The following is a 25,768-nucleotide window of genomic DNA, read 5'->3' on the forward strand; positions in this document are numbered from 1 at the left end:
CCACCACGCGCAAGCGCCACAGTGACGCGCATGAACAGCAGCATGCGTACGACCGTGCGTGCGGCCGGGCCCGGGACCGCACTCCTGGCCCTTGCCGCCTCGACCGCTACCTGAGCGGCCGGAAGGACTGACGGGGGCGCGCGGCGGGAGGACTCAGCCCTCGGCCTTGGACGGTTCGGCGTCGTCCTGGCGGATCTCGTCCAGGGAGTCCTGGAGCAGCGCCTTGGCGCGGGTGAACCAGTCCGCGAGTACGGCGATCTCGTCCGGGCCGTAGTCGGCGAACAGCAGGCCCAGGCGCTCGTAGAAGGGGCCGTAGACCTCCAGGATGCGGCTCCGCGCGGCCTCCTCCATGGTCACGTGGACGCGTCGGCGGTCCTTCGGGTCGGCCTCGCGCCGTACGTAGCCGGCCTTCTCCAGGCGGTTGAGGACACCGGTCACCGCCCCGGTGGTCAGCCGGGCCCGCCCGGCGAGGTCGCCCGCCACCAGGGACTCGCCGGCGTTGGCCGCCTCGATGAGGAAGCCGAGACAGGTGAGGTCCGTGACGTTGAGGCCCATGCGCCGGGCGATGTCCTGCTGCCCGAACTGGGCCGTGGCGATCATCCGGTCCATCGCGTACAGCGCCTGGTCGGCCGTCGCCGCCGGACGCGTCTTGCCCTGCACCACAGATCCCCTTAGCATCTAAGTAAATTATCTCGCGAGATAAGACATATTCGCGCGGGTGCGTCCCGATCACCCGTCACAGCATCCCATTTCCCGAGGAGACGGCCATGAGCATGCACGGAGACCACGACATGGGTCACACGGTCGCGGGCTGGACGGGCACCTGCACGGCCGTGCTCGGCAGCGTGGTGATGGGGGTGGGGCTCGCCGCGGGCTCGACCGTGGTGCAGGTGGCGGGCGCCGCGGTGGTCGTCCTCGCCGCACTCGTCACCTGGTTCCTCCACCTCACCGGGTGGGGCAAGCCCAGCGGGCCGCGGCCGGTCGCGGAGCAGCCCTGGCGGGCACGCGACACGGCGGCGCGCGGCGGCCATCCCGACTGCCTGGGCTGCCGCCTGGCGGGACGCGGGGGTGCCGCGGCGCCGGTCGTCGCCCCCGCCGTCGTACCCGCTGCCGCTGCCGCTCCCGAACGCGCACCGGCGCCGCAGCGCTCGTAACCGCGGGAGCCGGGACGGAGACCCCTGAGACCCAGTTGTTGCCGCCGGGACCCACTTGTGGCAACGGGCACTCAGCCGTAGCCGCCAGAGCCTGGGCGGGCGCGGCCCGAGCGCGGGAAAATTCTCCGGTGTCCATCATCACCTGCGTGAACTGCGGCGAGCTTCTGACCGACATACTCAGCCAAGTCCCCTTCCCGCCCACCCCGGAGAAGTTCACGGGGGAGCGCCTGGGCCTGCCCCTGTTGCAGCAGGGGACCTACGCGATCGACCCTGAGACGGGGGCGATCACCCTGCACCCCGACGGTGCCCCTGGCACCCGCCAGCACCGCGGTCCCGGGCGGCAGAACGGCTGCTGCGCACCCGACGGCCTCGACGGCCCCAACCTCGTGTGCGCCGGCTGTGGCGCCGAAGTCGCCACGCGGAAGACGGACTGCTGGCAGGAACACCTCGTCGCCGTCATCCCGGAAGCCGTGGAGTTCTATCCGAAGAGCCCTTGAGCGGAGCCCTTGAGCAGAGCTCTTGAGCCCTCCCGGAACTTTCTGCCGCCGACCGGTCACACTTCCCCGCCGGGATTCGTCAGCTGAGTGAGAACAACGCACGACGGCTGACTGATACCTAGGGAGAAGACCATGGCAACACGTTCGATCACCGCTGAGATCCCGCTCGCCCCGCGCATGGCGGAGGACCCCGCGCAGCTCGTCCCTGAGGTCGCGGAGGTGTCGGCGGCCCTGTTCAAGGTCGTCGGCAACGGCTCGGTGCCGCGCCCCACGATCAGCCTGGTCCACCTGCGGGCCGGACAGATCGTCGGCAGCACCTATCTGACGGTGCTGCACACCGGATTCCTGCGCGCGGCGGGGCAGTCGGAGGAGCGGATCACCTCGGTGGCGTCCTGGCAGGACTCGCCGTACTTCACCGGCCCCGAGCGGGCCGCGCTCGCCCTCGTGGAGGCCGTGCTGCAGCCGTCCACGTCCGGTGAGCGGGTCCCCGACGCGCTGTACGCCGAGGTCGCCGAGCACTACGAGCCCAAGGCGCTCGCCACCTTGATGTTCGCGATCGGCCAGGTCAACTTCTTCACCGCGGCGGCGCTCATCGCCAAGCCGGTGCCTGGCCGGGCGTTCACCGACCCCTGGAAGTAGGACGTCACCGGCCGCAGCACCCGGGAGCGAGCGCTGCGGCCGGGACGAGGGGCCGACGCCGGGACGAGGACCTGCTGCCGGGATCTAGGGACGCGCCCGGCACAGCTCCTCGTCCACGAGTGCGCGCATGGCCTTCTGGGTGTCCTTGCCGCCGTCACTGTTGACGTACACCACGGCGGTCCGTGAGCCGTCCCGGGTGACGCCGCTCCAGGTGTGATAGCCGAGCAGTTCGCCCGGGTGCCCGAAGTAGCTGCCGCCGCAGGGCAACGGCAGCTCGCCCAGGCCGAGTCCGTACCTCACACCCAGCTCGGGCGCGGGCACGGTGGCCGTCATCTGGTCCAACTGCGCCGGATCGAGGAGCCGACCCCGGAGCAGGGCGCTGTAGAACCGCGTCAGGTCGCCCGTGGTGCTGATGATCGACCCGGAGCCGACGGCCATGCTCGGGTTGAGCGTGGTGACGTCCACGCCGGTGCCGGTGCCGGTGCCGGTGCCGAACGAGGCGTAGGCCTGGGCGTGCGGGCCCAGGACGAACGGGAAGACGCCGGGCGTGCTGGTGTCCTTCAGGCCCAGAGGGCGGATGATCCGGGCGTCGACCTCCCGTGCCCAACTCCGGCCCGTGACCTTGTGAATGATCATCGCTGCGAGCACGTAGTTGGTGTTGGAGTACGACCAGCCCTTGCCCGGGCGGAACGCGGGCGACGTCCGCATCGCGAGCCCCACCAACTCCTTTGGGCCGTACGTACGGAACCGCTCGGCCCGATACCCCCGCGCACTGTTCAGCGCGGGAATCTCCGGCTGGGTGTCCCGGATGCCGCTGGTGTGCCGCAACAACTGCCGCACGGTGATGGCGCCGCCGTCGTAGCCGTTGCCCTGGACCAGTCCCGGCAGCCACTTCTCGACGGTGTCGTCCAGGGACAGGCGCCCCTCGCCGACGAGTTGCAGCACGACCGTGGCGGTGAAGGTCTTGGTGGCGCTGCCGATCCGAAACCTGCCGTTCCGGGGCATCGGCCTCGTGGTGCCCCTCTCGGCGGTCCCGGCGCGCGCCTTGTCGCGTGTGCCCGGTGCCGCTGTCTCGGCGAACACGCCGAGGGCCCCGCTGTCACGGATCGCGTTCACCCGCTCCTGCAGCGGATCGGCCCGCTGCGGCTTCGCCACCGCCGTCGGTCCGGTCGACGCGACGACGAGGAGGGCGACCGAGCCTGTCAGGACGAGCAGGCCGCGCCGACGCCTTCGTAACGCATGCATGGTGATCCCCATCTCTGCTTCGTCCCCCGGCCGGTGGTCGGCGACCATCCCACCAGCGGGGCGGGGAGCGGCCCATCCGGCTTTCCCCCGGACGCGTCGACCCGCTGCCCTCAGGGCGGTGGTGGGGGACAGCCCCCGTGGCTGCGCGGTGGCGAGCGACCGGCGGTGCCTGCACGCGACCGGCGCGGATCAACGAACCTGTCCCCACGCGTGCACCGCACCCCTAGGGTTTCCTGATGGACAGCCGGAGGGACCCGACCTCGCCGAGCGGTTCCGAGTACGCGACCGCACCACCCGTCCCGACCAACGTGACAGGCCTGACCGGGGAGTTCACCGACCCCCTCTGGCGCGCCCCCGTCCGCCTGAACCCCGTGGAAGCGGACCTGCTGCGCACGCGACCGCTCCGCCGCCTGCACTTCGTCACACACGGCGGGAGCTCCACACTCGCCACCCTTCAGACATACTCCCGGCTCGAACACAGCCTCGGCGTGCTCTCGTTGGCCGCGCACTTCGCCCCCGACGACGCGAGCCTCCGAGTCGCGGCGCTGCTGCACGACGTCGGCCATCTGCCCCTGAGTCATACCTTCGAGGGTCTCGCCGGTCTCGATCACCACGAGATCGGGCTGCGGTTGGTGCGCTCCGACCCGATCAGGTCGGTGCTGCGCGACCACGGGATCGAAGCCGAGGCCATCGTCGACCGACTCCGCGGTCGCCACCCCTCACCCCTCACCGGTCACCCCGGCCTCCTGAACCTCGACCACCTCGACTCGTACGTACGCAGCGGGCGCTCCGCGGGCCGCCTCGACACCGATCCGGCGGTACTCCTGAGCCGCCTCGACATCCGCGACCACACGGTGTCGGCGGACGCCGGGACGGCCGCGGCGCTGGTCGCCCTGATCCGCGCGGAAGCACGCCTGCACATGTCCTGGGACAACGTCGGCCCCACCTCGGTGGTCCAGCGCCTCGTCCGCCGTCTCCTCGACCACACGCCCCTCACCCCCGAGGGTGAGCCCGGCGAACACCCCGGGTGGCGGTTCTCCCTGCGGAAGATCTACAGCTCGGCGCCGCTGGTGGACGGCGAGAAGCTCGAACAAACGGCGCCGGAGCTGGCCGCCGAGCTGAGCGCGCTGCGCGCGCTGCCGCTGGACTTCCGCGTCAGCTGGGACTGATTCCGCGTCGGCTGGGACTGAAGCCCTCGCGCCGGGTTCAGTCGGACGCGTCGACCAGGTCGGCGACGAACTTGCGCAGGGTGCCGGAGCGGACGGGTGTGACGCCGTGCAGGATCTGGGCGCCGTAGACGAGGAAGGCGCCGGGGGCCGCGTCGGTGGTCCAGCGGGTGCGCGGGGTGCTCGCGAGCCAACTCGCTTCGTAGTTGTGCTCGTTCGAGTGGGGCAGCGCGTGGGTGAGCGGGGTGCCGGGGGCGAAGCCCTCGCGTTCCCCCGCCACGGCCCCGGTCCACAGGCGGGGGCTGCTGGTGGTCTCGACGTAGAAGTCGCCGCCCGCGTCCGCCTGTTCCAGCGTGACGGCGATCCTGGCCAGGCGTCGGAGCGGGGCGGCGGGGTCGGGTATGCCGTCGACGTGCGTGGCCACGTGCAGGCCGGCGCGCAGCTCCACGTACATCCAGGAGGCGGCCCGTCGGACGGAGGGCATGTGGCGCTGGATCGAGGGCAGGGCGCGCTCGACGGCCGCGTCGAGGATGTCGCGGGCCAGAGCGGGGGCCGGGGTGAAGGAGGAGTCGGGCCGCGGTTCGTTGTCGGCGATCTTGCGGAGCTGTCGCAGCTCCTCGGGGCTGAGGGCCTCCTCGACGGAGTGCAGGGCCAGGGTCTCGGACAGCTGGATCATGTGGTCTTCCTCCGGGGCAGGGCGAGGCGCGCCAGGGCGACGGCCTCGGTTGGTGGAGGGGCGGTGTGCGGGGAGGCCTGCCGAAGCCGCCCGTGAGAGTCGGCTCCGCGCGGCGGGGCGCGCCTGGCTGTCGGCGCGAGCGCCGTGCGCGGGCCCCACACGGCCCAGTTGCCCACGCTAGGGCGGCCTGGGCCGAGGTGCGCGCGGGCGTCGGCTCTTCGGGTGACGCGGGCTGAATCCGCCGTGCACCGGCTCCGCTTCCGGCGCCCCCTGCACGCGCAATCGGAACGCGGTGGCTCGGCACGCTTGCCCGGAATGCCGCACTCCGGGCGGTGTGCTTGCCTGGGCGAAGGCACGGCAAGCAGTCGGCGACACCCCCGGTGAGCGCCGCGACGGCGGAGGTTGGATGTGCGGCTGCACGGCATCGACGGCCTCACCGCGGTGGTGACCGGCGCGGCCGGAGGCATCGGTTCTGCGATCGTGCTCGCGTTGGCGCGGGCGGGCGCCCAGGTGGTCGCCGTCGACCGCGCCGCCCCCGGCCGTCTGCGCGAGCGCGTCCCGGCGGACCTGCGCCCCCTGGTCCGGGAACGGACGGCGGACGTCGCGGACAGGGAAGCCGCCGGTGAACTCCTCGACGAGACCGAGCGCTCCCTCGGACCCGTCGGGCTGCTCGTGAGCGCGGCGGGCGTCCTGCGCCACGGACCCGCGGCCGACTGCACGGACCAGGACTGGCACGCGCTGCTCCACGCCAACGCGACGGGCGTCTTCGTCTGGGCGGGTGCCGCAGCCGAGCGCATGACGCGCCGTGGCAGCGGCTCCATCGTGACCATCGCCTCGAACGCTGTCGGGGTGCCCCGAGCGGGCCTTGCCGCCTACACCGCGTCCAAGGCCGCCGCCCACGCCTTCACCCTCGGCCTCGGTGTGGAGGTCGCCCCGCGCGGCGTGCGCTGCAACGTCGTGTGCCCCGGCTCGACGGACACCGCGATGCTCCGCGAGCTCACCGACGGCCCCGACTTCCGCGCGGTCGTCGACGGGGACCCGGCGGCCTTCCGCACCGGCATCCCGCTGGGACGCGTCGCCGCCCCGGCCGACGTGGCCGACGCCGTGCTGTTCCTCGCCTCCGACCAGGCCCGCCACATCACCCTCCACAGCCTGTACGTCGACGGCGGCGCCGCCCTGCGCGCCTGACCGCCAAGCCAGGAGCCACCGTGCCCGACCACTCCACCTGGCCCCCCACCACCCCCGGGCGGGCCACCACCCGCTGGCTCCTGTCGACCCCGGGCCGCACGCTCACCGCACACGACGGCACGCCGCTGCCCACCACGCCGGGCCCCGGCCAGTTCACCCGCCTCGCCCGCACCGCGGCGCGGCACCTGGCAGGCCACCCCGACGGGACGATCGTCGCCGGACTCATCCCCTTCGACGAGGACACCCCCGCCCACCTCTCCCTCGCCCGACCCGAGCGATGGCCCCGCCACGGCGGCCACCCCACGGACAGCGGGAACGAGCCGCGCCACGGAAGCCCGACGCGGCCCGGGCTCCCGTGCCTTCCGTGCCTCCCGTGCCTCCCGGACGCGGGCCCCGGCGCCCCCGAACCGCCGCCGGACGTCTACGCCGCGCTCGTCGAAGCCGCCCGCGGGGCAATGGCCCACGGGCCGCTGGCCAAGGTCGTCCTCGCCCGCACGCTGCGCATCCCCGTCGGCGCACCGCCTCTTGAGGCCGCGCCCGCCCTCTTGTCCCGCCTCGCCGCACAGGACCGCCGGGCCCACCTCTTCGCGGCGACCCTGCCAGGACACCCGGGCGGCGCGGGCCCCGACGTGCTCATCGGCGCCACACCGGAGACGCTGCTCACGCGTCGTGGCGACACCGTGGTCCTGCACCCCCTCGCCGGCACCGCCGCACGCCATCGCCACCCCGGCCGCGACCGGGCAGCCGCCCGCTCCCTGCTCGGCTCGGCCAAGGACCGCCACGAGCACCGGATCGTCGTCGACGCGCTGCGCACCCGCCTCGCCCCGCTCTGCAGCCGCCTGGACGTTCCGCCGTCGCCGACCCTTCACGCCACCACCCGCCTCTGGCACCTCGGCACCGTCATCCGGGCCCGCCTGCACCATCCGCCCCCCGACGCCCTGAGCCTGGCGGCGCTGCTCCACCCCACCCCGGCCGTCTGCGGCACCCCCACGACGTACGCCCGTAGCCTGATCCGCCGTCTCGAACCCGTGCCGCGCGACTACTACACCGGTCTCGTCGGGTGGATGGACCGGGCGGGCGACGGGCACTGGGTGATCGCTCTGCGCTGCGGCCGCCTCGATGCCACCCATCTTCGGCTGTACGCGGGCGCAGGGATCGTCGCGCAGTCCGACCCGGTCGCCGAACTCGCCGAGACCCAGGCCAAGTTCACCACCATGCTCGACGCCCTCACCGCCACGCACGACACCGCGCGGCTCTCGGCCGAGTCGCTTCGATGAGCCGGACGAGGCCGCGCCGGGCGAGGGGCGCGGAGGCGCACGGCGAGGCCGCGGGCGGCCCCGATCCGAACGGGTTGCCTTCCTCGCGCCCTGCCCCGGAGCCAACCGTTTCCCAGGAAGCATGGGTCCCTGTCGGTGAGAGGGAGGTTCGCATGACGCTGCGTACGGTACGGACCACACTGACCACCCTGGTCGCGGCGGCCGCGATGGTCGCCGGGGCCGGGCTGAGCGCCCCGTCCGCGGCGGCCGAGGCGGAGCAGCCGTCGGGCCGGGGGCACGAGGCGACCCGGGCCGCGATGGGCGCCGCGGTGAAGGCGGGAGTGCCCGGCGTCCTGGTGCGGGCGCACGACACACGGGGTGCCTGGCACGGGGGCGCGGGCGTCGCCGACCTGCGCACGGGGCGTCCGCCGCTGCCGGCCGACCGGTTCCGGGCGGGCAGTATCTCCAAGGTGTTCATCGCCACGGTCCTGCTCCAACTGGAGGCCGAGGGCAGGCTCAGCATGTCGGACACGGTGGAGGAATGGCTGCCCGGCCTGGTCCGCGGCAACGGCCACGACGGCCGCAAGGTCAGCCTCCGCCAGCTCCTCAACCACACCAGCGGCATCTACGACTACACCGAGGACCCCGACCTGCACCTCGGTGGCAAGGTCTTCCTGGACCACCGCTACGACACCTGGCGGCCCGAACAGCTCGTGGCGCTCGCCATGCGCCACAAGCCCAAGTTCGCGCCAGGGTCCGGCTGGAACTACACCACCACCGAGTACGTCCTCGCCGCGATGGTCGTCGAACGGGCCACGGGCCGCAGCTACGCCGCCGAGGCCGAGCGGCGGATCTTCGAGCCGCTCGGGCTGCACGCCACCAGCCTGCCCGGCACCGGCGTCCGGATTCCCGCGCCGAGCGGGCGGATGTACACCACGTTCCCCGACGACCCGCAGCACACCGTCCACGACATCACGGAGTTCAACCCCTCCTGGGGCTGGTCCGCCGGAGAGATCATCTCCACCACCGGCGACCTCGACCGCTTCCTCACCGCCCTGATGCGCGGCGAACTGCTCCCCGAGGCCCAGCTCCAGAAGATGACGACCACCGTCCCCTCACCCGACTTCGGCGACGGCCAGGACGACGGCCTCGGAATCTTCCGCGCCGAGCTGCCCTGCGGAAAGGTGGTCTGGGGGCACACCGGATTCCTCCCCGGTTCGCAGTCCATGGCGTACACCACCCGCGACGGACGCCACCGCCTGGTGGTCAACTTCAACACCGACTGGGCGGGCGACAGCGACGCGGCCGCGTACGTGCTCCTCGCGGAATTCTGCGGCACGACCCCGCCCGCCACCCTCACCCGCTGAGCGCCGTCCGCGCCCCCCGCCCGGCCGTCCGGCGCCGGTCTGACACGATGACGCGATGGAACATGTGCGCCGGATCGTCAGCTCAGGCTCGCCGTTGGAGCCGCAGATCGGCTTCTCCCGCGCGGTGCGCTCGGGACCGTACGTCGTCGTCGCGGGAACCGCCCCGATCGGGGACGACGGCTCCACCGTCGGACCCGGTGACGTCTACGCCCAGACCGTACGGTGCCTGGACATCGCCGAGCGGGCGCTGCGGGAGGCGGGGGCGTCGCTCGACGACGTCGTACGCACGCGCCTCCTGCTGACGGACGTGACGCAGTGGAAGGAGGCCGCTCGCGCGCACGGCGAGCGGTTCGCCGCGATCCGTCCCGCCTGCACGGTCGTCGAGGTCTCCCGCTTCATCGACCCCGCTTGGCTCGTCGAGGTGGAGATCGACGCGGTACTCGGCCAGGAGACGGGCTGAGCAGCGGGGCGGGCCCGTCCTGACCGCCCCCCGGCGGCGGTCAGGACAGGGCATGCCCCAGGTGCGGGTCCACGTCGGGAACGCGGGTGGACCCCAGGTGTCACTCGCTGCGGGTCGTGCCCGTCGCGAAACTCCGCTCGGCGGCTGCGCTGCCCGCCGTCACTTCCTTGGCGGGCTTGCCGCCCTTGCCCAGGACGGGCGGCTCGGCGGGGCAGTCGGCCTTGAACTTGCCCTTCGGGGCGAGCTTGCCGTCGACGTACACCTTCCCCTTCTCGGCCCTGACCGTGGACTTGCCGGGCTTGCCACCCGGCGCGGGGACGCCCTTGCCGTCGAGGACGACGCAGGTGATCATCTCGCCCTTGCCGACGCCGTGGCCGGGCAGCGGGGGCAGCTCGCCGCACTCGGTGCGCGACGTGGCGCGCGCGTCCCAGGTGCGCTGCGCGGTCGGGTCCCCGGCGTGGAGCTTGCCGTCGACGAGCTTGACGGTCGTCTTCGACGGCCCGTCCTTCGCCGGGCGGCCGGTCGTCATGCAGTGGACAGGCGCGCCGTCACTCCGGCTCGCGACGGAGGTCGCCTGCTGGGACGGCGAGTCGGGGGAGTGGCCGGTGCCGCTCGCCGAAGCGGTGGCCACTCCGGACAGGCCGAGGCCCGCCGTGAGGACGGTGGCCGCCAGGACGCGTGTTGTGCGCACGGTCGGATTCCTTCCGTGGACCGGCGGCCCGAGGGCGGGCTGCCGGTGGTGGGTTGATCGGACGGCGCACAGACTCGCCCGCGGCACATGAGGCCAACCTGAAGACGCCGTAAAGGATCTTCAGGTTGGTCTCATGTGCCGACGGCATCCTGGGGACGTGCGCATACTCGTGGTGGAGGACGAAGTCCAGTTGGCGGAGCTGCTCAAGGTCGGCCTGGCCAAGGAGGGATTCGCCGTCGACCTCGCCCATGACGGCCGCGACGGCCTGTGGCTCGCGACCGAGCAGCTCTACGACGCGATCGTCCTCGATGTGATGCTGCCGTCGCTGAGCGGCTACGCGGTCTGCAAAGAGCTGCGGGACAGGGGGAGTTGGACCCCGATCCTGATGCTCACGTCGAAGGACGGGGAGTACGACGAGGCGGAGGCGCTGGACACCGGCGCCGACGACTACCTGACCAAGCCCTTCTCCTTCGTCGTGCTGCTCGCCCGGCTGCGCGCCCTGACCCGCCGCGCCGTCCGGCAACGGCCCACCGTCCTCAGGGTGGGCGACCTCAGCGTCGACCCGGCACGCCTGACCTGTGCCCGCGGCGACGTACGGATCGCCCTCACCCCCAAGGAGTTCGCGATCCTGCACTGCCTGGCCCGGCGCACCGGTGAAGTCGTCCCCAAGTCCGAACTGCTGGCCCAGGCCTGGGACTTCGCCTACGACGGCGACTCCAACGTCGTCGAGGTCTACATCAGCGCGCTGCGCCGCAAGATCGACAAGCCGTTCGGCAGGACCACGCTGCGCACCGTGCGCGGCGCCGGATACCGGCTGGAGGCCTGACATGGGCGTACGACTGCGGACGACGCTGACCGCCACGGTCGCGGTCGCGGTGGCCCTGTGCCTGGCCTCGTTCGCGCTGTTCCTCGCGCTCGACTCCAGCCTGGCCGCGTCCACCCGGCAGGTCGCGGCGCAGGACGCGAAGGCGAAGGCCGGATCTGTGGCGGCGCCGCCGGACGCCGGTGTCACGTACCAGGACAAGCCGTCGAAGTACGGCTCCAAGGGCGACGGTGAGGGCTACGACGAGGACATGCCGAAGATGCGCGAGGGCAAGGTGGTGGTCCAGGAGGTGATCGAGACCAGCGAGGGCCCGGTGACCGTGACCGGGACGGCGTCCACGGCCCCCGCCCGCGCGGCGATGACCACCCTGAAGCAGGTCCTGCTCCCCGGCGTTCCCGCGCTTCTGGCCCTCGTGGCGCTCTTCACCTGGCTCTCCGTCGGCCGGGTGCTGCGCCCGGTGTCCGCGATCCGGGCGAAGCTCGCCGACATCACCGCCCACGACCTGCACGAACGCGTCCCGCAACCCGGCACCCGGGACGAGATCGCGGCCCTGGCCCGCACCGTCAACGCGACCCTGGACCGGCTGCGGGGCGCCGTCGACGCGCACCGCCAGTTCGTGGCCGACGCCGCGCACGAACTGCGCAGCCCCATGGCCGTCCTGCGCACCCGCCTCGAACTGGCCGCGCCCGAGGACAAGCAGCTCGCCGCCGACGCCCTGGACGACGTCGAACGCCTCCAGTCCCTCACCGCCGACCTCCTCCTGCTGGCCCGCCTCGACGCCCGCGAACCCCAGCGCACCACCATCGTCGACCTCGCCCAACTCGTCGCGGAGGAAGCCACCCGCCGACGCCCCCGCCCGCACGTCCGCGTCCGCCTCGACCTGACCCCCGACCTCGTCGTCGACGGCTCCCCGGACCGCCTCCGCCGCCTGATCGCCAACCTCGTGGACAACGCCGTCCGCCACGCCACCACGACGGTCGACGTCACCCTCACCACTCACGCCGGCCAAGCGGCCCTGGACGTCACCGACGACGGCCCCGGCATCCCGCCCCACCACCACACCACCGTCTTCGACCGCTTCACCCGCCTCGACCACGCCCGCACCCGGGACACGGGCGGCTCGGGCCTCGGCCTGCCCATCGCACGGGACATCGCCCAGGCGCACGACGGGACGCTGGGGGTCGTCGCGACGGCGACGGGGGCGCGACTCCGGGTGGTTCTGCCGTTGTCGTCCGACCCCGCGCCCACGTGAGAAGCCCCGGCGTGGCGCACTTTCCGGCGGGGGCGCGAGCATTTCCCACCGAGGATTCCCCACACTTTCGACAGCTGGACGGGTATGCAGGGGGAGAGGCGCCCATCGCCAGTTCCGGTCCGAAATCCCGAGTTCCGGTCCGATGCGGCCGAAGGGGGAGATGTGATGAGTGGTGCGGCTTGGTTCGCCGTCGCTTTCCCCTCGGTCCTCGCTGCCGGAGCCGCCTTCGGCGTCGCGTGGGTCGGAAAGGCCGCCCATGAGAACGGGGTCGAAGCCGCGGCCAGAGAGGCGGCCGAGATCCGCAAGTGGGAGGAGGCGACCAGGAGGATCGAGGAACGGAACCGAATCGTGGGGAAGATCCGAACCGACAGCGGCAACCTGCTCCTCACGGTCGCCCGGGCGCGCAATGATCTCGCGAGAGGGTCGGAGATCGACCTGGAGCACTTCATCACTGCGACCGAGGGCTACAGGAGCGGCCTGTACGCAGCGATCGCCGAGGCCATCACCACGCACTCGCTGATTCCCTCCGGAGCAGGCATGGCGTCACGGGATGACGCGGAACTCGACAACCTCCCCACCTACGCCGCGCTCACCAAGGCCACGTACAAAGTGATCGATGTGGCACGGCGTCCGGAGACGCCAAGTTCCGATCCACGACTCGTCGAGATCGCCGAGCTGCTCGTCGTGGCGGAGGAGACCCGGAAGCGCATCCTGGACGTCACCTTCGTGGAACTCACCCGTCCCGCATATCCTTCGCGTCCCGACAACACGTCCTCCTTCAACGGGCCCGGGTATTTCGGAAATCAGTAGCTCCACAGCGGGAAGGCGTAGAGGTCGGCCCCTGGGCCGTGACGGGTCAGCAGGGCGCGTCGCTCAAGTCGCCGCCCCGCCCACCTTCTTCACCACGGTGTCCTCGGGTGCGAGCCGCCGCCCGTCGGCCGCACAGGCCTCCAGAGCGCGCAGCGGGCGCCCGTTGCGGCGGTCCACCAGCTCCGAGTGCGGTTCGCCGGACTCGAAGAAGTGACCCTCGCCCCACTGCCGCAGCGCCACGATGACGGGGAAGAGGTCCTGCCCCTTGGGGGTGAGGACGTACTCGTGGTAGGCGCTGCCGTCGGATGCCGGTACGACGTCGAGGATGCCGCCCGCGACGAGGCTGCGCAGGCGGGTGGACAGGATGTTCTTCGCCACGCCCAGGCTGCGCTGGAACTCCCCGAAGCGGCGACTGCCGTCGAACGCGTCCCGCACGATCAGCAGTGACCACCAGTCGCCGATCGCGTCGACCGACCGCGCGACCGGGCAGTCGCTCTCGTCCAAGCGGGTCCGTCTGACCACGGCGGCCTCCGTCCGATGTTGATGGTTGCAACATGCTACCAGCTAGGGCTACGTTTCCCATCTGGTAGCAACATGCAACCATCGACCGGAAAGGGATCCCGTGACCACCTGCGACGAAACACCCCGGGCAGCCGAGGCGCCCGTGCAAGCGCCTGCGCTGTCCCGCCGCACCACCCTGCTCCTCGCCCTCGCCGGGGCGGTGGCGGTCGCCAACGTCTACTTCGCCCAGCCGCTCCTGGCCACCCTGAGCCAGGACTTCGGGATCAGCGAGGGCGCCGTCGGAGCCATCGTCACGCTGACGCAGATCGGCTACGGCCTGGGGCTGTTCTTCATCGTGCCGCTGGGTGACCTGGTCGACCGCAAGCGCCTCATCACCGTCCAACTCGTCCTGCTCGCCCTGGCGCTGACCGCTGTCGGCCTCTCGGGGACGGCGTCCGTCCTCCTGATCGGCATGACCTTGATGGGCTTCCTCGCGGTCGTGACCCAGTCCCTGGTGGTCTTCGCCGCGTCCCTCGCCGGACCGGCCCAACGCGGGCGCGTCGTCGGCCTGGTGACGAGCGGCGTGGTCATCGGCATCCTCCTCGCCCGCACCGCATCCGGGCTCCTCGCCGACCTGGCGAGCTGGCGAGCGGTCTACCTCGCGTCGGCGGTGCTCACCCTCGCCCTCACCCTGGCCCTCCATCACGAGCTGCCGCGCCGGACCGCGCCCCGCCCTGAGCTCACCTACGGCCAACTGCTCACCTCGACGATCACTCTCTTCACCCGGGAACGCGTGTTCCGGGACCGCGCCCTGCTCGCCCTCCTCGTCTTCGCCGCCTTCAGCACCCTGTGGAGCTGCGTCGCCCTGCCGCTGAGCGAGCCTCCCCAGTCCCTCACACACACCGCGATCGGGGCCTTCGGGCTCGTCGGCGCGGCGGGCGCCCTCGCCGCCGCCCCGGCCGGGCGCCTGCACGACCGCGGCTTCGCCCAGCGCACCACCGGCGTGGCCCTGGCCCTCCTCGTCGCCTCCTGGCTCCCCCTGGCCTTCACCCGCCAGTCCCTGTGGGCCCTGGCCATCGGCGCGATCGTCCTCGACCTCGCCGTCCAGGCCGTCCACGTCACCAACCAGAGCCTGATCTACGGCCTCCGCCCCGACGCCGGGGGCCGCCTGATCGGCGGCTACATGGTCTTCTACTCCATCGGCAGCGCGACGGGGGCGGTCGGCTCGACTGCTGTCTATGCGGCTGCTGGGTGGGGAGCGGTTTGCCTCCTGGGTGCGGCAATCAGCGCCACCGCCCTCGCCCTGTGGGCGGTGACTCGGCGCGGCGCCCAGGGCTGAGCGGTCGGCCCCAGGGGGCCCTGGTCAGGGTTTGGTCTCCGGGCTGGCGGCCGCCGTCGGCGCCGGGCCGTTCGGGCCGTGCACGGCGTCGAGCACCGCCTGCCCCCGGTTGTCGACGAACTTGGTGAACAGCTGCTGGGAGTAGCCGAAGATGATGGCCCACGCGATGATCTGTGCCGTGGAGTCGAGGGCGCTGAGGCCCGGGACGAAACCATTGCGGATAAGGGTGCTCCCCGCGCGAGCGGAGGTGGTCCGCGGACGGCCCCCGCGCGAAACTGACTGTCCGCGTACTCCTTTGAGTGCTCCGCGGAGTACGGCGTTATCCGCACCAGTCTCTGCGTGGAGGCAGTGCTGGTGATCAGCGATGGGGCCGGGCTGGCAGGCTGCATTCGTGGCCCTCAACATGCCTGGACGCCGGTTGGGCCGTAACCACCCCCGCGCAGACCAGGGAGGCTGCCGTTCTTCAGTGCTGGCGGCCTCGGAACCGGCCCCATCTCGCCGAACTCTAAGCGCAGGGTCTGACAAGGGTTCAGGCTGCGTCGTCTCGCTCGCGCTCGATGGCGGCGAGCCGGTTCTTGAGGCGGTACTTGGGCCGTTGATGGAGATCACTCCGCAGTGGTGCAGGAGGTGGTCGAGGATGGCGGCGGCGAGGACCTCGTCGCCGAACACCTGTCCCCATTCGCTAAATACGGTTTGTGGGAGCTGTTCGAGCGAGTGGTGCCGCCAGCGCCGGAACACCCGCAGGGCGGTGGCCGGCGCTGGCGGAGTCAGGACTGGAGTACAGGTACTTTTTCGGGTTCGGCGTCATCGTTGGCTGTCCCTGGGCTTTGACAGCCTGGCCGGGGAGACGGCGCGCCATCAGGCCGATCATGGCTTCGGAGCGGTGCGGGTGCCTTTGTAGTCGCGGGCGAGGCGGTGATGGTGCATGAGGCGGCCGGTTGGGTCGGCGCTCGCGCCTGCTGCCCGCTCTGACAGATGATCTTTTACCAGAGCGGGCTGGGCGATCCATCGCTCGATCTTCGCCCATGCCTCAACCACCGACATGCACCCGCTCTTCAACGGTCTTGGGCCCAGACGAGCATGCCGGGGAAGTCAGGGTCCATGTCGGTCGCTGCCCACTCGTCATCATATGGTCCTCTCGCGAACCAGGGGCGAGGGGAAGCGAGGACGTTACCGATGGATTCGAGCGCTGCGGACAATGACTCCCACACCGGACCTTCCTCTGGGATATAGCCTTGTTCAAGATCCCAGTTCTCAAGGTGTCCTGTCCGAGTGTCGACCATGAGTTGGAGGACACCGATTGACCCGATGGGAACGAGAAGCGGGCTGTCGCCGTTGTCCTTGTACTGCATCCAGTCGGCATGCTTCTTGGCGATGGCCTCCACACTGTGAAGGCCATACGAAGGGGGAAGGACATCTGTCAGCCCGGACCCGTTGTGCCGTAGCAGCGACCGCTCGACGTCTTCAGGAAGTCTCGCCCCGACGTGTGCATACAGCCGGTCCAGGTCTGCACGGGTGCAGGGGCCTGGCAGCGGCTCTTCTTGTGACGCGTATGAGGTGAGCCAGCATTCGATCTTCTCCCACGACTCCTCGATCGACACTCGTCTGCTCCTCTGGGCGTTGGTGTGAACAGAGTGAAGCGCGGTGTCTGTCCTGCTCGGCTGGCGGAGCAGACACCGCACTTCACGGTTTGGGAGAGCTACGAGCAGGGCTGTCCACGCGTCATGGCGAACACTCCCGCTCGGGGCCGATGTTCCGGTCGACACGGCGCAGCCGCTTGCTTGGGCACTGTCGAGTAGCGGAGTTTAGCGTCCGCCCTTCTGACGTTGGTAGACACCAACTTGAAAGACACGAACCGTGGTCTGTAGATGGTGGGGTCGCGGTAGTGGGCGCCATCAGGAGTGACGTTGGTGTCGAAATTGTTCACGTTGTACGAGAGCGTCCAGCGGTCTCCGGTTGCCAGCGACGGGTGGACATGTGCGTTGTACGAGAAGCACCTGCCATCCTCCTGACCAGCGACGCAGTCTCCGAAGGGTACGGGGCCGCCTTCGGGCATCCGGTACACCTCGTCGTGGCCTTCCCAGGAACCGAACGGCCCGTATGGGTCGCAGCCGGTCCACATGCGGATCTTTCCGCTGAAGGCTTCTGTGCTGTCCTGGCTGACGAGGACGAAGCTGCCCTTGTGGGGTGTGATGCTGTATTCGTTGGCTATGCCGATGGTGGTGTTGTCTCCTTCGGTCTCGCCGTACATCCACTGATTCCTGGCGCTGTTGAGGTACTGCCACTTGTCCGCGTCGGCGATGTTGGTTCCTTTGACGCGGGCCACCCTCATGCCCTTATTGATGGGCGCATCGTTGGTGCCGTAGATATAGGTGTATCCGTCGTCGCTCTGCTCGGCGGACATGACGGCTGACCCCCATTGGATGCCCGCGCCGGAGGGGAGCGGCTCAATCGACTCCGGCTCCTTGAGGTCGTTCAGATCAAAGGTCGCGACCATCGATCGCTTGATCTTGAAGTCCCACCCGCCGGGGCCGAACTTGTGCCACTCGTGGAAAACGACCTGCAGTCGCTTCTGCCCGCCGACATTGGCGACGAGTCCGTCACCGAGCCAGTACCAGTGTTTCTCGGCCGAGGCAGGCATGATGGCTTCCGGTTTACTGTCGGTGCCCCCGGTGATGGTGGTGAGGTTGTCGCCGACCTGGGCGACGAATGAGCTGTTGATCAGTGGAGCACTGGTCGGCCGTGTTCCGTTCGAGTTCAGCGGGCCCATGAAGGTGTCGGAGAAGAGCCACAGACGGCGGCCGTCGGGGAGGGTGACACTGTAGGTGGAGTCGCCTCCTGTCCAGCCGTCGCGTGTGGTGGCGGCGTACTTGTTGAACAAGTCCTCCGGATACGCCTTCGACTCTGTCTGCTTGGCCTCGACCATGCCCGCGGACGGGCACTGGTGGTACTGCACCGGGGCCGCAGCCCCTGCCGGCCTGTCAGGTCCGTTGTAGTCTCCCCCTGATGGAGTCACCAGGTGGACATAGAACGGGTCTTTGTCCAACATGCGGTTGACCTTATAGAAAGCCTTGAGATCTGTTCCCGCATCTCCGTTGTGTTTTGCGTCTATTGCCTTTACGGAGTAGTGCTTGTATCCGTCATTGGGCTGAAATTTCTGCACGCCCGTGACTGACCCCTCATATGTTGAGGCGTACGGATACTCGTCGCATTCTCTATCATGGTCAAGAGCTTTAGCGTAGCCCCTGCCGAAGTACTTCCTGCACTGGCTACGAGACTTGTTACGATTCTTCGTGTTGTCCCCTGGGTTGTACATTCGCGTGAGCGGGACGTCGCTCTTTGGTGCCCCGGGGATGCTCTTCTTGTACGCCGAGGACGGCACTGTCTCCTCGGGCTTGTTCTGGGCCTCCCATACGTGGTTCGATTGCTCCACCCATCCCGGCCTGGAGTCGAACCTGTACGTCGCCGGTTTACCGTCATCGAAGACGCAGCCTCTTCCAGATTGAAGGTAGGTTGCCCAGTCGCACCGGAACTTGCTGCCTTCCCAGACGCGAGGTTGAGGGCCATCCGTCGGAGTTTGCAGCGTTGACTTGATGTCAAACGTGAATTTCGCGATCCTGTCACCAGTCAGGGAACCCTCAGGTGAGGAGAACGTGATCCACTCATCTGAGTTGTTGGGCCGTGCCCATTCTCTGAGGGTGTCGTTTCGGCCGTCGTTGGTGATGACACATTTAGGGGCGCCGGGCGTCTTGTCTGTGCAGCCGCCCTCGTACTTGAGTTTCGCCTCCCATGGCGCATCGCCACTGGGGTCCCACTTGTCGAGCCGAATCCATATGTCTGTCTTGCGGTCCGTCTCTGCCGGCCCTGACTTCGCTGTGCCCATGAAGGTCACCCTGAATTTGAGGCTCCCGACAATCTTGCAGGCCCCTAAGCTGTCGCATTGCTTGTGGTCGACTTTGGCGTCATCGTGCCTCATGCACCACGTCAGGCGGCTAAGGATTACACCACCCTTTCCATCGGCACCCGGCGCATTCTGGCAGGTGTCCATACCTGGCGCGGATCGTTGGTTCTGGGAATTCAGCTCTGCGTTGCTGGGAAGGCTCCGGTGGGCATACCGCGAAACTTCCGTGCGGTTCTCGGGCGTCATCGGAACAGAGGGCTTTTGGGTACCGACGTCAAATGTGTAGGCGTCGCGAACTTTACCGTCGTCCGATGGTTTTGCTGCCGTTAGCGCGCCCATGCCGAGGAGCATGGCGAGCGCAAGGAGCGAGCCTAAGAGGGGTCTTCGGCGCATCTCGTTCCTCCGATACGGGGAGGGTGCTGGTTGGTGCGCGAGTGAAGCAGAAGAATTAGAAGCGGAAAAGGGTTTGCAGGTGCGGTTGATCAAATATCAGCCCAAGTTGGTATTGCGAACGGCGAGAGAATCCCCTGGTGGCGACATCGATGGCAACCCTGTACCTCCCTGACCAGCTTCTTTCGTCTTCTCGCTATCTGGCTTGATGTGCGCGAGTCGAAGGTGAAATGCGGCAAGTTAATCCGAACTCTTTGCGTATGTATTGCATCGTGTGCTCCGCTTGCAGAGACACGCCGATTCCGCGCAACTACTTGACAAGTGCGGCGGCAGGAATTTCGACACCAACGTGACCGCGCTTAGGCGTCATCGCATTTGGTGATGCGGAGGTGGCGTATGAGGGTTGCCGTGATGGCGGTGAAGGCGAGGAAGTGTTCGGGCTTTCGTTCGTAGCGGTGGTGAAGGCGACGGCATCCTGAGAGCCAGGAGACGGTGCGTTCTACGACCCAGCGATGTCGCCCCAGTCGGCGTGAGGACTCAACACCCTTGCGAGCGAGACGGTGTCTGATGCGACGGGCAGCGAGCCATCGTCGCGGGTGCCGGTAGTCGTAGCCCTTGTCTCCGTGGAGCGTGGCGGGCTTGCGGCGTCGAGGTCCGCGGCGGGAGCGAATGGGTGGGATGCCTTGGACCAGTGGAATCAGTGCCTGGCTGTCGTGAAGATTGGCCGCCGAAATGCCGATCGGCAGGGGCAGTCCGTGGCGGTCGACGATGAGATGAATTTTCGATCCGCTCTTGCTGCGATCGGTCGGATTCGGTCCCGTCAGTGGCCCCCTTTGAGGGCGCGGACGCTGACGGAGTCGATCGCGCCCCGGTCCCCGAGCCGACGCCGACCACCGCCCTGCGGGTGTTCCGGCGCTGGCGGCACCACTCGCTCGAACAGCTCCCACAAACCGTCCGGAACCATCTGCTCAACAAGTGAAGCAGTCACCAACTCAGACGGTCGCAAGATCCCGCCAAACGAAATGGCGTCTTAGCCTTCCTTCTTCCTTTGCTGTGAGTTCAATCCAGCCATCCTGCTGTTGGGTTGTTGGAAGCGAGGGTGAGACGGGCGGCTGCTGGAGGGGTCACTGAAATTTCCAGGCGAGGTATGGGGCGACACTGGCGATGGCGAGGCGAGGACCAGAAGGACGATTACGCAGCCCCAGACAGCGAGTGGTCCTCGGACGGCTCGAGCCTCGGCGGCCTGCCGGTCTTTGTCGGCAGCTATTGCTTTCTCTGCGTCGGCGTGTGCCTTCCGCTGGCAGTCGGGACATTGGCCCGGTATGTGCTCGGGCACGCCGGTTCACTGGTCCTTAGACGTTGTTTGAGTTGGTGAGTCGGCGATAGCTGATGAGGGCCGCGGCTATGCCGACGAAGGCAAGGAAGTGCTCGGCCTTGCGCTCGTAACGGCGGTGCAGACGTCGGCATCCGACCAGCCAGGAGATCGCCCTCTCGACGACCCAGCGGGCTCGGCCGAGCCGCGTGGACGACTCGATGCCTTTGCGGGTGATGCGGTGGCGGATGCGACGCTTACGAAGCCATTTCCGGAGGTGGTCGTAGTCGTAGCCCTTGTCGGCGTGGAGCTTGGCCGGGCGTCGGCGGCGCGGGCCGCGGCGGGAGCGGATGGGCGGGATCCTGCGCACGAGCGGCTCCAGGCCGAGGCTGTCGTGCATGTTGGCGCCGGAGATGCCCAGGGACAGCGGCACGCCGTTTCGGTCGGTGATCAGGTGTATTTTCGATCCCGGCTTGCCGCGGTCGGTCGGTCGGATTCGGTCCGGTCAGTGGCCCCCTTGCTGCCCGGACGCTGACGGAGTCGATCGCGCACCGCGACCAGTCCAGCTCGCCCCGGGAGCCGAGTTCGTCGAGGATGACGCGGTGCAGCCTGGCCCAGACCCGGTCCCGGCTCCACTGGGCGAAGCGGCGGTAGACGGTGGGCCAGGCCGGCCCGAACACCGGTGGCAGCTGCCGCCAGGTGCAGCCCGAGGTGGCCACGAAGATGATCGCCGCCAGGCACTCGCGGTCACCGGCCCTCCGCTTGCCGCCACTCTGGGGACGTATGACCTCTGTCTGCGGCACCACCCGCCGAAACAGCGTCCACAACTCGTCCGGTACCAACCGCTCCACCAGATCCGTCATGCACGGCACAAGGAGTGATCACGCCATCAGTAACGGCGTCTTAACGTCTCTGCCAGCCATGCACCAGGTCCATAGGACGTGATTTTCATCTGCCGTGACGGTGAGGTGAGCTTCAGGGACGCATCAGGCCAACTCCTCGGTAAGGCAGGTGGCCGAAGGCTGTTCCGCTGCGAGATCGGGCCGGCGGGGCCAGGCGGAGAGGGCGAAGCGCGCTGGGCGAGCGTCGTGCTTGCCTACGCGGCAGTTGTCGTCGAGCCAAGCTGGAAGCGGGGCGAGCAGTTCGGTAGGGAGCGCACCGATGTCCCACGGGGGAGGGCTGTCCACGACGGACTCGGCCGTAGCCCGCTCCGCGAGGTTGTCGGCGATCGGCGCGGGTGGATCCGGGAAGGGCGGGAAGTGGCTGAGCGGGTTCGGGCTCATGCGGCAGCCCTCTGGCGCTCGGCCCATTCGGCAGCGTGCGCCTCAGCCCGGGAGCGCTTCTCGGCTTCCTGACGCGCCCGCTCTCCTTCGTTCGCCTTGCGGAGCCGTTGGACGTGATCTTCGATCTCGGGCCAGGAGTCCCAGGTCCACATTCCGTCGAGCCGAGTGATCACAGCGGGGAGGTTGTCGGCCAAGAGGAGTGCGTGTCCCTCGGCGAGGGCCTTGATCTCGTCGCTGCGCAGCACGGCTTCGAGGGCGGTGTGTGTTGCGGTCGACTCGCCGCTGCCGTTGCCGCTCGTGGTGGTGCGGGTTTTGCGGACGCGCTCGACTTGGCCGCACAGGTCGGACATGTCCCTGAGGAAAGTCGGGTCCTTCGCGCCGCCGAACACCACGACGTGATTGGTGAAGCTGGCCAGTTCGTTGGCCGCGTCCTCGCCGAAGCGGGCCCGGGCGGAGGCCCAGCCCTGGAGGCCGTAGATCACAGTGATGCCACGCCCTCGTCCGTCGGCGACGCGCTGGCGGAGGGAGGGGATCGGAGCGATGTTCGGTGCCTCGTCGAGAGCGGCCAGGAGAGGCGGGTCGAGCCGCCCCGCGGGGGAGGCGATGGCGTGTGCTTCTGCCGCGTCCAGGAGGTCCTCGGTCACCGCCGTAGTCAGGGGCGCGATCGAGTTGACTTCTGAGTCCTTTCCCAGGAGGTAGATGGTCCCGCCGGCGTCGAGGACATCGCGAACGCTGGTGGGAGCCTCACCGTCACCCTGGAGGGCGTTGATCACTGACTGGTGCATCAGTGGTTCGAGCGCGGCTTCGAGCGTGACGGCCGTGTTGCCTACGGTTCGCTCGTCCCCGGCCGTGGCGGTGCGCAGGACGTCCGCCCATCCCGGTCCGGCGCCGGGATGGGCAGCGAGGATGCCCAGCGGCGCCGGACCGGAGATCTTGCGGGCCCACTTCAGGAACTGGTCGAGGCGTGCTCCGTCGAGCGCGGCGGCGTGCAGCAACGCGGCGAGCACCTTGGCCGCCTGGCCCTTGTAGAAGGCGCTGCCCTCGGAGGACTGTGCGGCTGCACCGGGGGCGCGAGAACCCGGGACGAGGGCCTTCGCCCGCATCATCGCCACCTCAGTGTCGGAGGCCTCTGTGAGCGGGGACCAGCGGAGACGGGGAAGAGACGGGGCGATGTTCTGGGGGTCGAACACCAGGACCGGGCGGTCGCCGTGTTGCCGAGCGTCCAGCGTGAGTTCGACCAGGTCGGGCTTCGTGGACGTGGCAAGTACCGGGCCGGGCCAGCTCCGGATCATCGGAGCGAACGGCCGCAGGGTCTTGCCGCTGCCCATGGGCCCGATGACCCGGCATGCCTTGTCCGCTCGGGACCACAGTGGGACGCCCTTCGGACGCTGGGAGACGCCGAGCGAGTAGCCGAATTCGAGGGCGGTCAGAAGGTGAGTGGTCATTCGTGATCCGGAGTGCTGGGGGCGAGGTCCGACATGGAACCGCTGGAGAAGCACAGGTGCGTCTCGGCCTCGGTCAGGAGGTGCTGCACGCCGGGGTAGATGACTTCGCCGACCTTCCACAGGGTGACGCCGCGGCGCAGGCGCATGATGTGCTCGGCGGTCCAGGCCGGTAGTCCCAGCCGTTTGACGGTGTCCTCGGGGTCGTCACCGCTGGCGGTGAGGCAGTTGCCTCACCGTGCCGGATCAGAGCGGGACCGAGCGGGACTCGGCGGGCGAATTACACGGACATCTCGGGTTTTCCGGTGGAGTCGAAGGTGATGGCCACCGTTTAAGGTTCTGCTCGCACGGCACCTTCTCTCTGTGCAAGTCATCGAACGGCAATAACGCGCCGAGTCACCGCGCTGCCCGGACCGACTACCGCTTCCTGTCGGGCACCTCGCCCGTCGTTTCGCTTGGGTCGGCCGCCGTAACCTGCCCTGGCCGCGAAGGTCTGCCGCGGGGGCACGAGCCTGTACGGCGGCGCGACCGGTCGGCTCCCGAGGTTCAGCGCAGGAACGATCCTGAGCACACGGGGCGCGGCTCCCTGAACCGGGAGGGGCGGCGCCACAGCGACGGGCCGACCAGTCACTTTGTGTTATCCTCAACCGTTTGTACGGTGATGAGGACTGGCGCATTCCGCCAGGCCGGGCCGCTGTCTCCGCCGGTGGCTGCGCACTCCTCGACCCCTGAGACTCCTGATTCCTGCCGGGCCTTCCTCGGTACGTCCCCCATACGGAAGGCTCGTCATGAACGACTCGGACCACTCGGACCACGCCGACCACCCGGACCGCGCTGACCAGCAGGCTCCTGCTGACCACCAGGACCACCCCGACACCCCGCACACCGACCCCGCCGGGCCGGAAGCCGTCGCACCCGCCACCCCGGCCGCACCCCCGGTGGCCTCCTTCGCCGAGCTCGACCTGCCCCCCGCGGTGCAGCGCACGCTCGGCGAGTTCGGTGTGACCGAGCCCTTCCCCATCCAGGCGGCGACGCTGCCGAACGCCCTCGCGGGCCGCGATGTGCTGGGGCGCGGGCGTACCGGGTCGGGCAAGACGCTCGCCTTCGGGCTGCCCCTGCTCGTGCGGACGGCCGGGCGGCGCGCGGATGCCAAGCAGCCGCTCGCGCTGGTCCTTGTGCCGACGCGGGAGCTGGCCCAGCAGGTCACCGAGGCGCTCACACCGTACGCGGAGGCGTTGCGGCTGCGGATGGCCACGGTCGTCGGCGGCATGTCGATCGGCCGGCAGGCGGCCGCGCTGCGTGAGGGGGCCGAGGTCGTCGTCGCCACCCCCGGCCGCCTGCACGACCTCATCGAGCGCAAGGCGTGCCGCCTGGGCCGGGTGCGGATCACCGTGCTCGACGAGGCCGACCAGATGTGCGACATGGGCTTCCTGCCGCAGGTCACCGAGGCGCTCGACCAGGTGCACCCCGACGGCCAGCGGATGCTGTTCTCGGCCACGCTGGACCGCGACGTCGACCACCTGGTCCGCAGCTACCTGCACGACCCCACCGTGCACTCGGTCGACCCGGCCGCGGGCGCCGTCACGACGATGGACCATCATGTCCTGGTCGTGCACGGCCCCGACCGGTACGCCGTCACCACGGAGATCGCCGCCCGCGACGGCCGCGTCCTGCTGTTCCTCGACACCAAGCACGGCGTCGACCAGCTCACCCGGCACCTGCGGGCCAGCGGCGTGCACGCGGCGGCCCTGCACAGCGGCAAATCCCAGCCGCAGCGCACCCGGACCCTCGCGCAGTTCAAGAACGGCCAGATCACCGTCCTCGTGGCGACCAACGTCGCGGCCCGCGGCCTGCACATCGACGACCTCGACCTCGTCGTCAACGTCGACCCGCCCACCGACCCCAAGGATTACGTGCACCGCGCGGGCCGCACCGCCCGGGCCGGCGAGCGCGGCAGCGTCGTCACCCTGGTCCTCTCGGGCCAGCGCCGCGACATGAGCAAGCTGATGGCCGAGGCGGGCATCGAGGCCACGACCACCAAGGTCCGCTCGGGCGAGGCCGCGCTGAGCCGGATCACCGGCGCCAAGGCCCCCTCCGGCACCCCGCTCGACGGCGGGCCCGCCGCGCCCCGCCCCAAGAACACCAACCTCCCCTTCCGCGGCCTCGGCACCAGCAAGGACGCCTCGCGCGGCACCGGCGGCACCGGAGGCAAGGGCGGCCGCAAGTCCGGCAAGTCCGGCGAGGCCCGCAAGCTCGCCGAGGCCCGCAAGGCGGCCCGGGTGCGCCGCGGCGGCTGACCGGCCCCGCCCCGGCAAGCCTGCCGGCAGCACGCGCTCGTCGGCCTCCGTGCGGGGGCGGCGGCGACCGTCGACGGTG

Annotated in this window: 23 protein-coding genes and 3 pseudogenes; 13 read left to right on the forward strand and 13 right to left on the reverse strand. The window is 69.7% G+C overall.

What is annotated here, in order from left to right; genetic code table 11:
* Positions 1 to 153: 153 nt before the first annotated feature.
* Positions 154 to 678 (reverse strand): MarR family winged helix-turn-helix transcriptional regulator, encoded by a 525-nt coding sequence (locus AB6L24_RS18795; RefSeq protein WP_380833501.1) that lies wholly within the window; start codon positions 676 to 678, stop codon positions 154 to 156.
* Between the two features lie 89 nt (positions 679 to 767).
* On the opposite strand from AB6L24_RS18795, the gene AB6L24_RS18800 reads away from it, so the two are divergent.
* The 3 genes from AB6L24_RS18800 (at position 768) to AB6L24_RS18810 (ending at position 2,290) form a co-directional block, all read left to right on the forward strand.
* The gene (locus AB6L24_RS18800; RefSeq protein WP_405656609.1) at positions 768 to 1,154 is read left to right on the forward strand and encodes an HGxxPAAW family protein; all 387 of its coding nucleotides are present in this window, start codon (positions 768 to 770) and stop codon (positions 1,152 to 1,154) included.
* A 128-nt stretch (positions 1,155 to 1,282) separates the two neighbouring features.
* The gene (locus AB6L24_RS18805) at positions 1,283 to 1,651 is read left to right on the forward strand and encodes a hypothetical protein (RefSeq protein ID WP_405656611.1); all 369 of its coding nucleotides are present in this window, start codon (positions 1,283 to 1,285) and stop codon (positions 1,649 to 1,651) included.
* Between the two features lie 132 nt (positions 1,652 to 1,783).
* Positions 1,784 to 2,290 carry a carboxymuconolactone decarboxylase family protein gene (locus AB6L24_RS18810; RefSeq protein WP_380833504.1) on the forward strand — a complete coding sequence of 169 codons (507 nt, stop codon included), beginning with the start codon at positions 1,784 to 1,786 and terminating at the stop codon, positions 2,288 to 2,290.
* Positions 2,291 to 2,374: 84 nt separating this feature from the next.
* On the opposite strand, the gene AB6L24_RS18815 is transcribed toward AB6L24_RS18810, so the two are convergent.
* Positions 2,375 to 3,535: a serine hydrolase domain-containing protein gene (locus AB6L24_RS18815; protein WP_405656613.1), complete on the reverse strand. Its 1,161-nt coding sequence runs from the start codon at positions 3,533 to 3,535 to the stop codon at positions 2,375 to 2,377.
* Between the two features lie 236 nt (positions 3,536 to 3,771).
* On the opposite strand from AB6L24_RS18815, the gene AB6L24_RS18820 reads away from it, so the two are divergent.
* On the forward strand, positions 3,772 to 4,704 hold the full coding sequence (locus AB6L24_RS18820) for an HD domain-containing protein (protein WP_405656615.1): 933 nt from the start codon (positions 3,772 to 3,774) through the stop codon (positions 4,702 to 4,704).
* Positions 4,705 to 4,741: 37 nt separating this feature from the next.
* Here the strand turns inward: AB6L24_RS18820 and AB6L24_RS18825 are convergent, their stop codons facing one another.
* Positions 4,742 to 5,377 (reverse strand): hypothetical protein, encoded by a 636-nt coding sequence (locus AB6L24_RS18825; protein ID WP_405656617.1) that lies wholly within the window; start codon positions 5,375 to 5,377, stop codon positions 4,742 to 4,744.
* A 408-nt stretch (positions 5,378 to 5,785) separates the two neighbouring features.
* Between AB6L24_RS18825 and AB6L24_RS18830 the strand changes: the two genes are divergently transcribed.
* The 4 genes from AB6L24_RS18830 (at position 5,786) to AB6L24_RS18845 (ending at position 9,648) form a co-directional block, all read left to right on the forward strand.
* A complete protein-coding gene (locus AB6L24_RS18830; RefSeq protein ID WP_405656619.1) occupies positions 5,786 to 6,565 on the forward strand; it encodes an SDR family oxidoreductase in 780 nt (259 codons plus the stop codon).
* A 20-nt stretch (positions 6,566 to 6,585) separates the two neighbouring features.
* Positions 6,586 to 7,842: an isochorismate synthase MenF gene (locus AB6L24_RS18835; RefSeq protein ID WP_405656620.1), complete on the forward strand. Its 1,257-nt coding sequence runs from the start codon at positions 6,586 to 6,588 to the stop codon at positions 7,840 to 7,842.
* Positions 7,843 to 7,994: 152 nt separating this feature from the next.
* Entirely contained in the window at positions 7,995 to 9,188 is a 1,194-nt protein-coding gene (locus AB6L24_RS18840) for a serine hydrolase domain-containing protein (RefSeq protein WP_405656621.1), read from the forward strand.
* A gap of 55 nt (positions 9,189 to 9,243) precedes the next feature.
* The gene (locus AB6L24_RS18845) at positions 9,244 to 9,648 is read left to right on the forward strand and encodes a RidA family protein (protein ID WP_030356532.1); all 405 of its coding nucleotides are present in this window, start codon (positions 9,244 to 9,246) and stop codon (positions 9,646 to 9,648) included.
* A 100-nt stretch (positions 9,649 to 9,748) separates the two neighbouring features.
* Here the strand turns inward: AB6L24_RS18845 and AB6L24_RS18850 are convergent, their stop codons facing one another.
* Complete coding sequence (locus AB6L24_RS18850) at positions 9,749 to 10,339, reverse strand: hypothetical protein (RefSeq protein WP_405656622.1); 591 nt, start codon at positions 10,337 to 10,339, stop codon at positions 9,749 to 9,751.
* 157 nt (positions 10,340 to 10,496) lie between these two features.
* Between AB6L24_RS18850 and AB6L24_RS18855 the strand changes: the two genes are divergently transcribed.
* From AB6L24_RS18855 to AB6L24_RS18865, 3 genes are all read left to right on the forward strand, one after another.
* Positions 10,497 to 11,165 carry a response regulator transcription factor gene (locus AB6L24_RS18855; protein ID WP_380833511.1) on the forward strand — a complete coding sequence of 223 codons (669 nt, stop codon included), beginning with the start codon at positions 10,497 to 10,499 and terminating at the stop codon, positions 11,163 to 11,165.
* Between the two features lies 1 nt (position 11,166).
* Positions 11,167 to 12,414, forward strand: coding sequence for an ATP-binding protein (locus AB6L24_RS18860; RefSeq protein WP_405656624.1), 1,248 nt, complete (start codon positions 11,167 to 11,169; stop codon positions 12,412 to 12,414).
* 165 nt (positions 12,415 to 12,579) lie between these two features.
* Positions 12,580 to 13,224: a hypothetical protein gene (locus AB6L24_RS18865; protein WP_405656626.1), complete on the forward strand. Its 645-nt coding sequence runs from the start codon at positions 12,580 to 12,582 to the stop codon at positions 13,222 to 13,224.
* Positions 13,225 to 13,287: 63 nt separating this feature from the next.
* On the opposite strand, the gene AB6L24_RS18870 is transcribed toward AB6L24_RS18865, so the two are convergent.
* Complete coding sequence (locus AB6L24_RS18870) at positions 13,288 to 13,746, reverse strand: winged helix-turn-helix transcriptional regulator (RefSeq protein ID WP_405656627.1); 459 nt, start codon at positions 13,744 to 13,746, stop codon at positions 13,288 to 13,290.
* A 142-nt stretch (positions 13,747 to 13,888) separates the two neighbouring features.
* Between AB6L24_RS18870 and AB6L24_RS18875 the strand changes: the two genes are divergently transcribed.
* The gene (locus AB6L24_RS18875) at positions 13,889 to 15,064 is read left to right on the forward strand and encodes an MFS transporter (protein ID WP_405656629.1); all 1,176 of its coding nucleotides are present in this window, start codon (positions 13,889 to 13,891) and stop codon (positions 15,062 to 15,064) included.
* Positions 15,065 to 15,593: 529 nt separating this feature from the next.
* Here the strand turns inward: AB6L24_RS18875 and AB6L24_RS18880 are convergent.
* From AB6L24_RS18880 to AB6L24_RS18915, 8 genes and pseudogenes are all read right to left on the reverse strand, one after another.
* A pseudogene (locus AB6L24_RS18880) lies at positions 15,594 to 15,754 on the reverse strand (ATP-binding protein); the annotation flags it as partial.
* A 177-nt stretch (positions 15,755 to 15,931) separates the two neighbouring features.
* A complete protein-coding gene (locus tag AB6L24_RS18885; protein WP_405656630.1) occupies positions 15,932 to 16,108 on the reverse strand; it encodes a hypothetical protein in 177 nt (58 codons plus the stop codon).
* 11 nt (positions 16,109 to 16,119) lie between these two features.
* Positions 16,120 to 16,665, reverse strand: coding sequence for a hypothetical protein (locus AB6L24_RS18890; protein WP_405656632.1), 546 nt, complete (start codon positions 16,663 to 16,665; stop codon positions 16,120 to 16,122).
* Positions 16,666 to 16,763: 98 nt separating this feature from the next.
* Positions 16,764 to 18,947 (reverse strand): hypothetical protein, encoded by a 2,184-nt coding sequence (locus tag AB6L24_RS18895; RefSeq protein WP_405656633.1) that lies wholly within the window; start codon positions 18,945 to 18,947, stop codon positions 16,764 to 16,766.
* A gap of 767 nt (positions 18,948 to 19,714) precedes the next feature.
* Positions 19,715 to 20,343 (reverse strand): annotated as a pseudogene (locus tag AB6L24_RS18900) (IS5 family transposase).
* 364 nt (positions 20,344 to 20,707) lie between these two features.
* Positions 20,708 to 21,530: pseudogene (locus AB6L24_RS18905) on the reverse strand (IS5 family transposase).
* 416 nt (positions 21,531 to 21,946) lie between these two features.
* Positions 21,947 to 23,395, reverse strand: a complete 1,449-nt coding sequence (locus tag AB6L24_RS18910) for a type IV secretory system conjugative DNA transfer family protein (RefSeq protein WP_405656634.1) — start codon at positions 23,393 to 23,395, stop codon at positions 21,947 to 21,949.
* On the reverse strand, positions 23,392 to 23,541 hold the full coding sequence (locus tag AB6L24_RS18915) for a hypothetical protein (RefSeq protein ID WP_405656637.1): 150 nt from the start codon (positions 23,539 to 23,541) through the stop codon (positions 23,392 to 23,394). Before AB6L24_RS18915 ends, AB6L24_RS18910 begins: the two co-directional genes overlap by 4 nt.
* 639 nt (positions 23,542 to 24,180) lie before the next feature.
* On the opposite strand from AB6L24_RS18915, the gene AB6L24_RS18920 reads away from it, so the two are divergent.
* Positions 24,181 to 25,689, forward strand: coding sequence for a DEAD/DEAH box helicase (locus tag AB6L24_RS18920; protein WP_405656639.1), 1,509 nt, complete (start codon positions 24,181 to 24,183; stop codon positions 25,687 to 25,689).
* The last annotated feature ends 79 nt before the right edge of the window (positions 25,690 to 25,768 follow it).

It is taken from the genome of Streptomyces sp. RK9 (genome assembly GCF_045070545.1).
GTDB lineage: Bacteria > Actinomycetota > Actinomycetes > Streptomycetales > Streptomycetaceae > Streptomyces > Streptomyces alboflavus.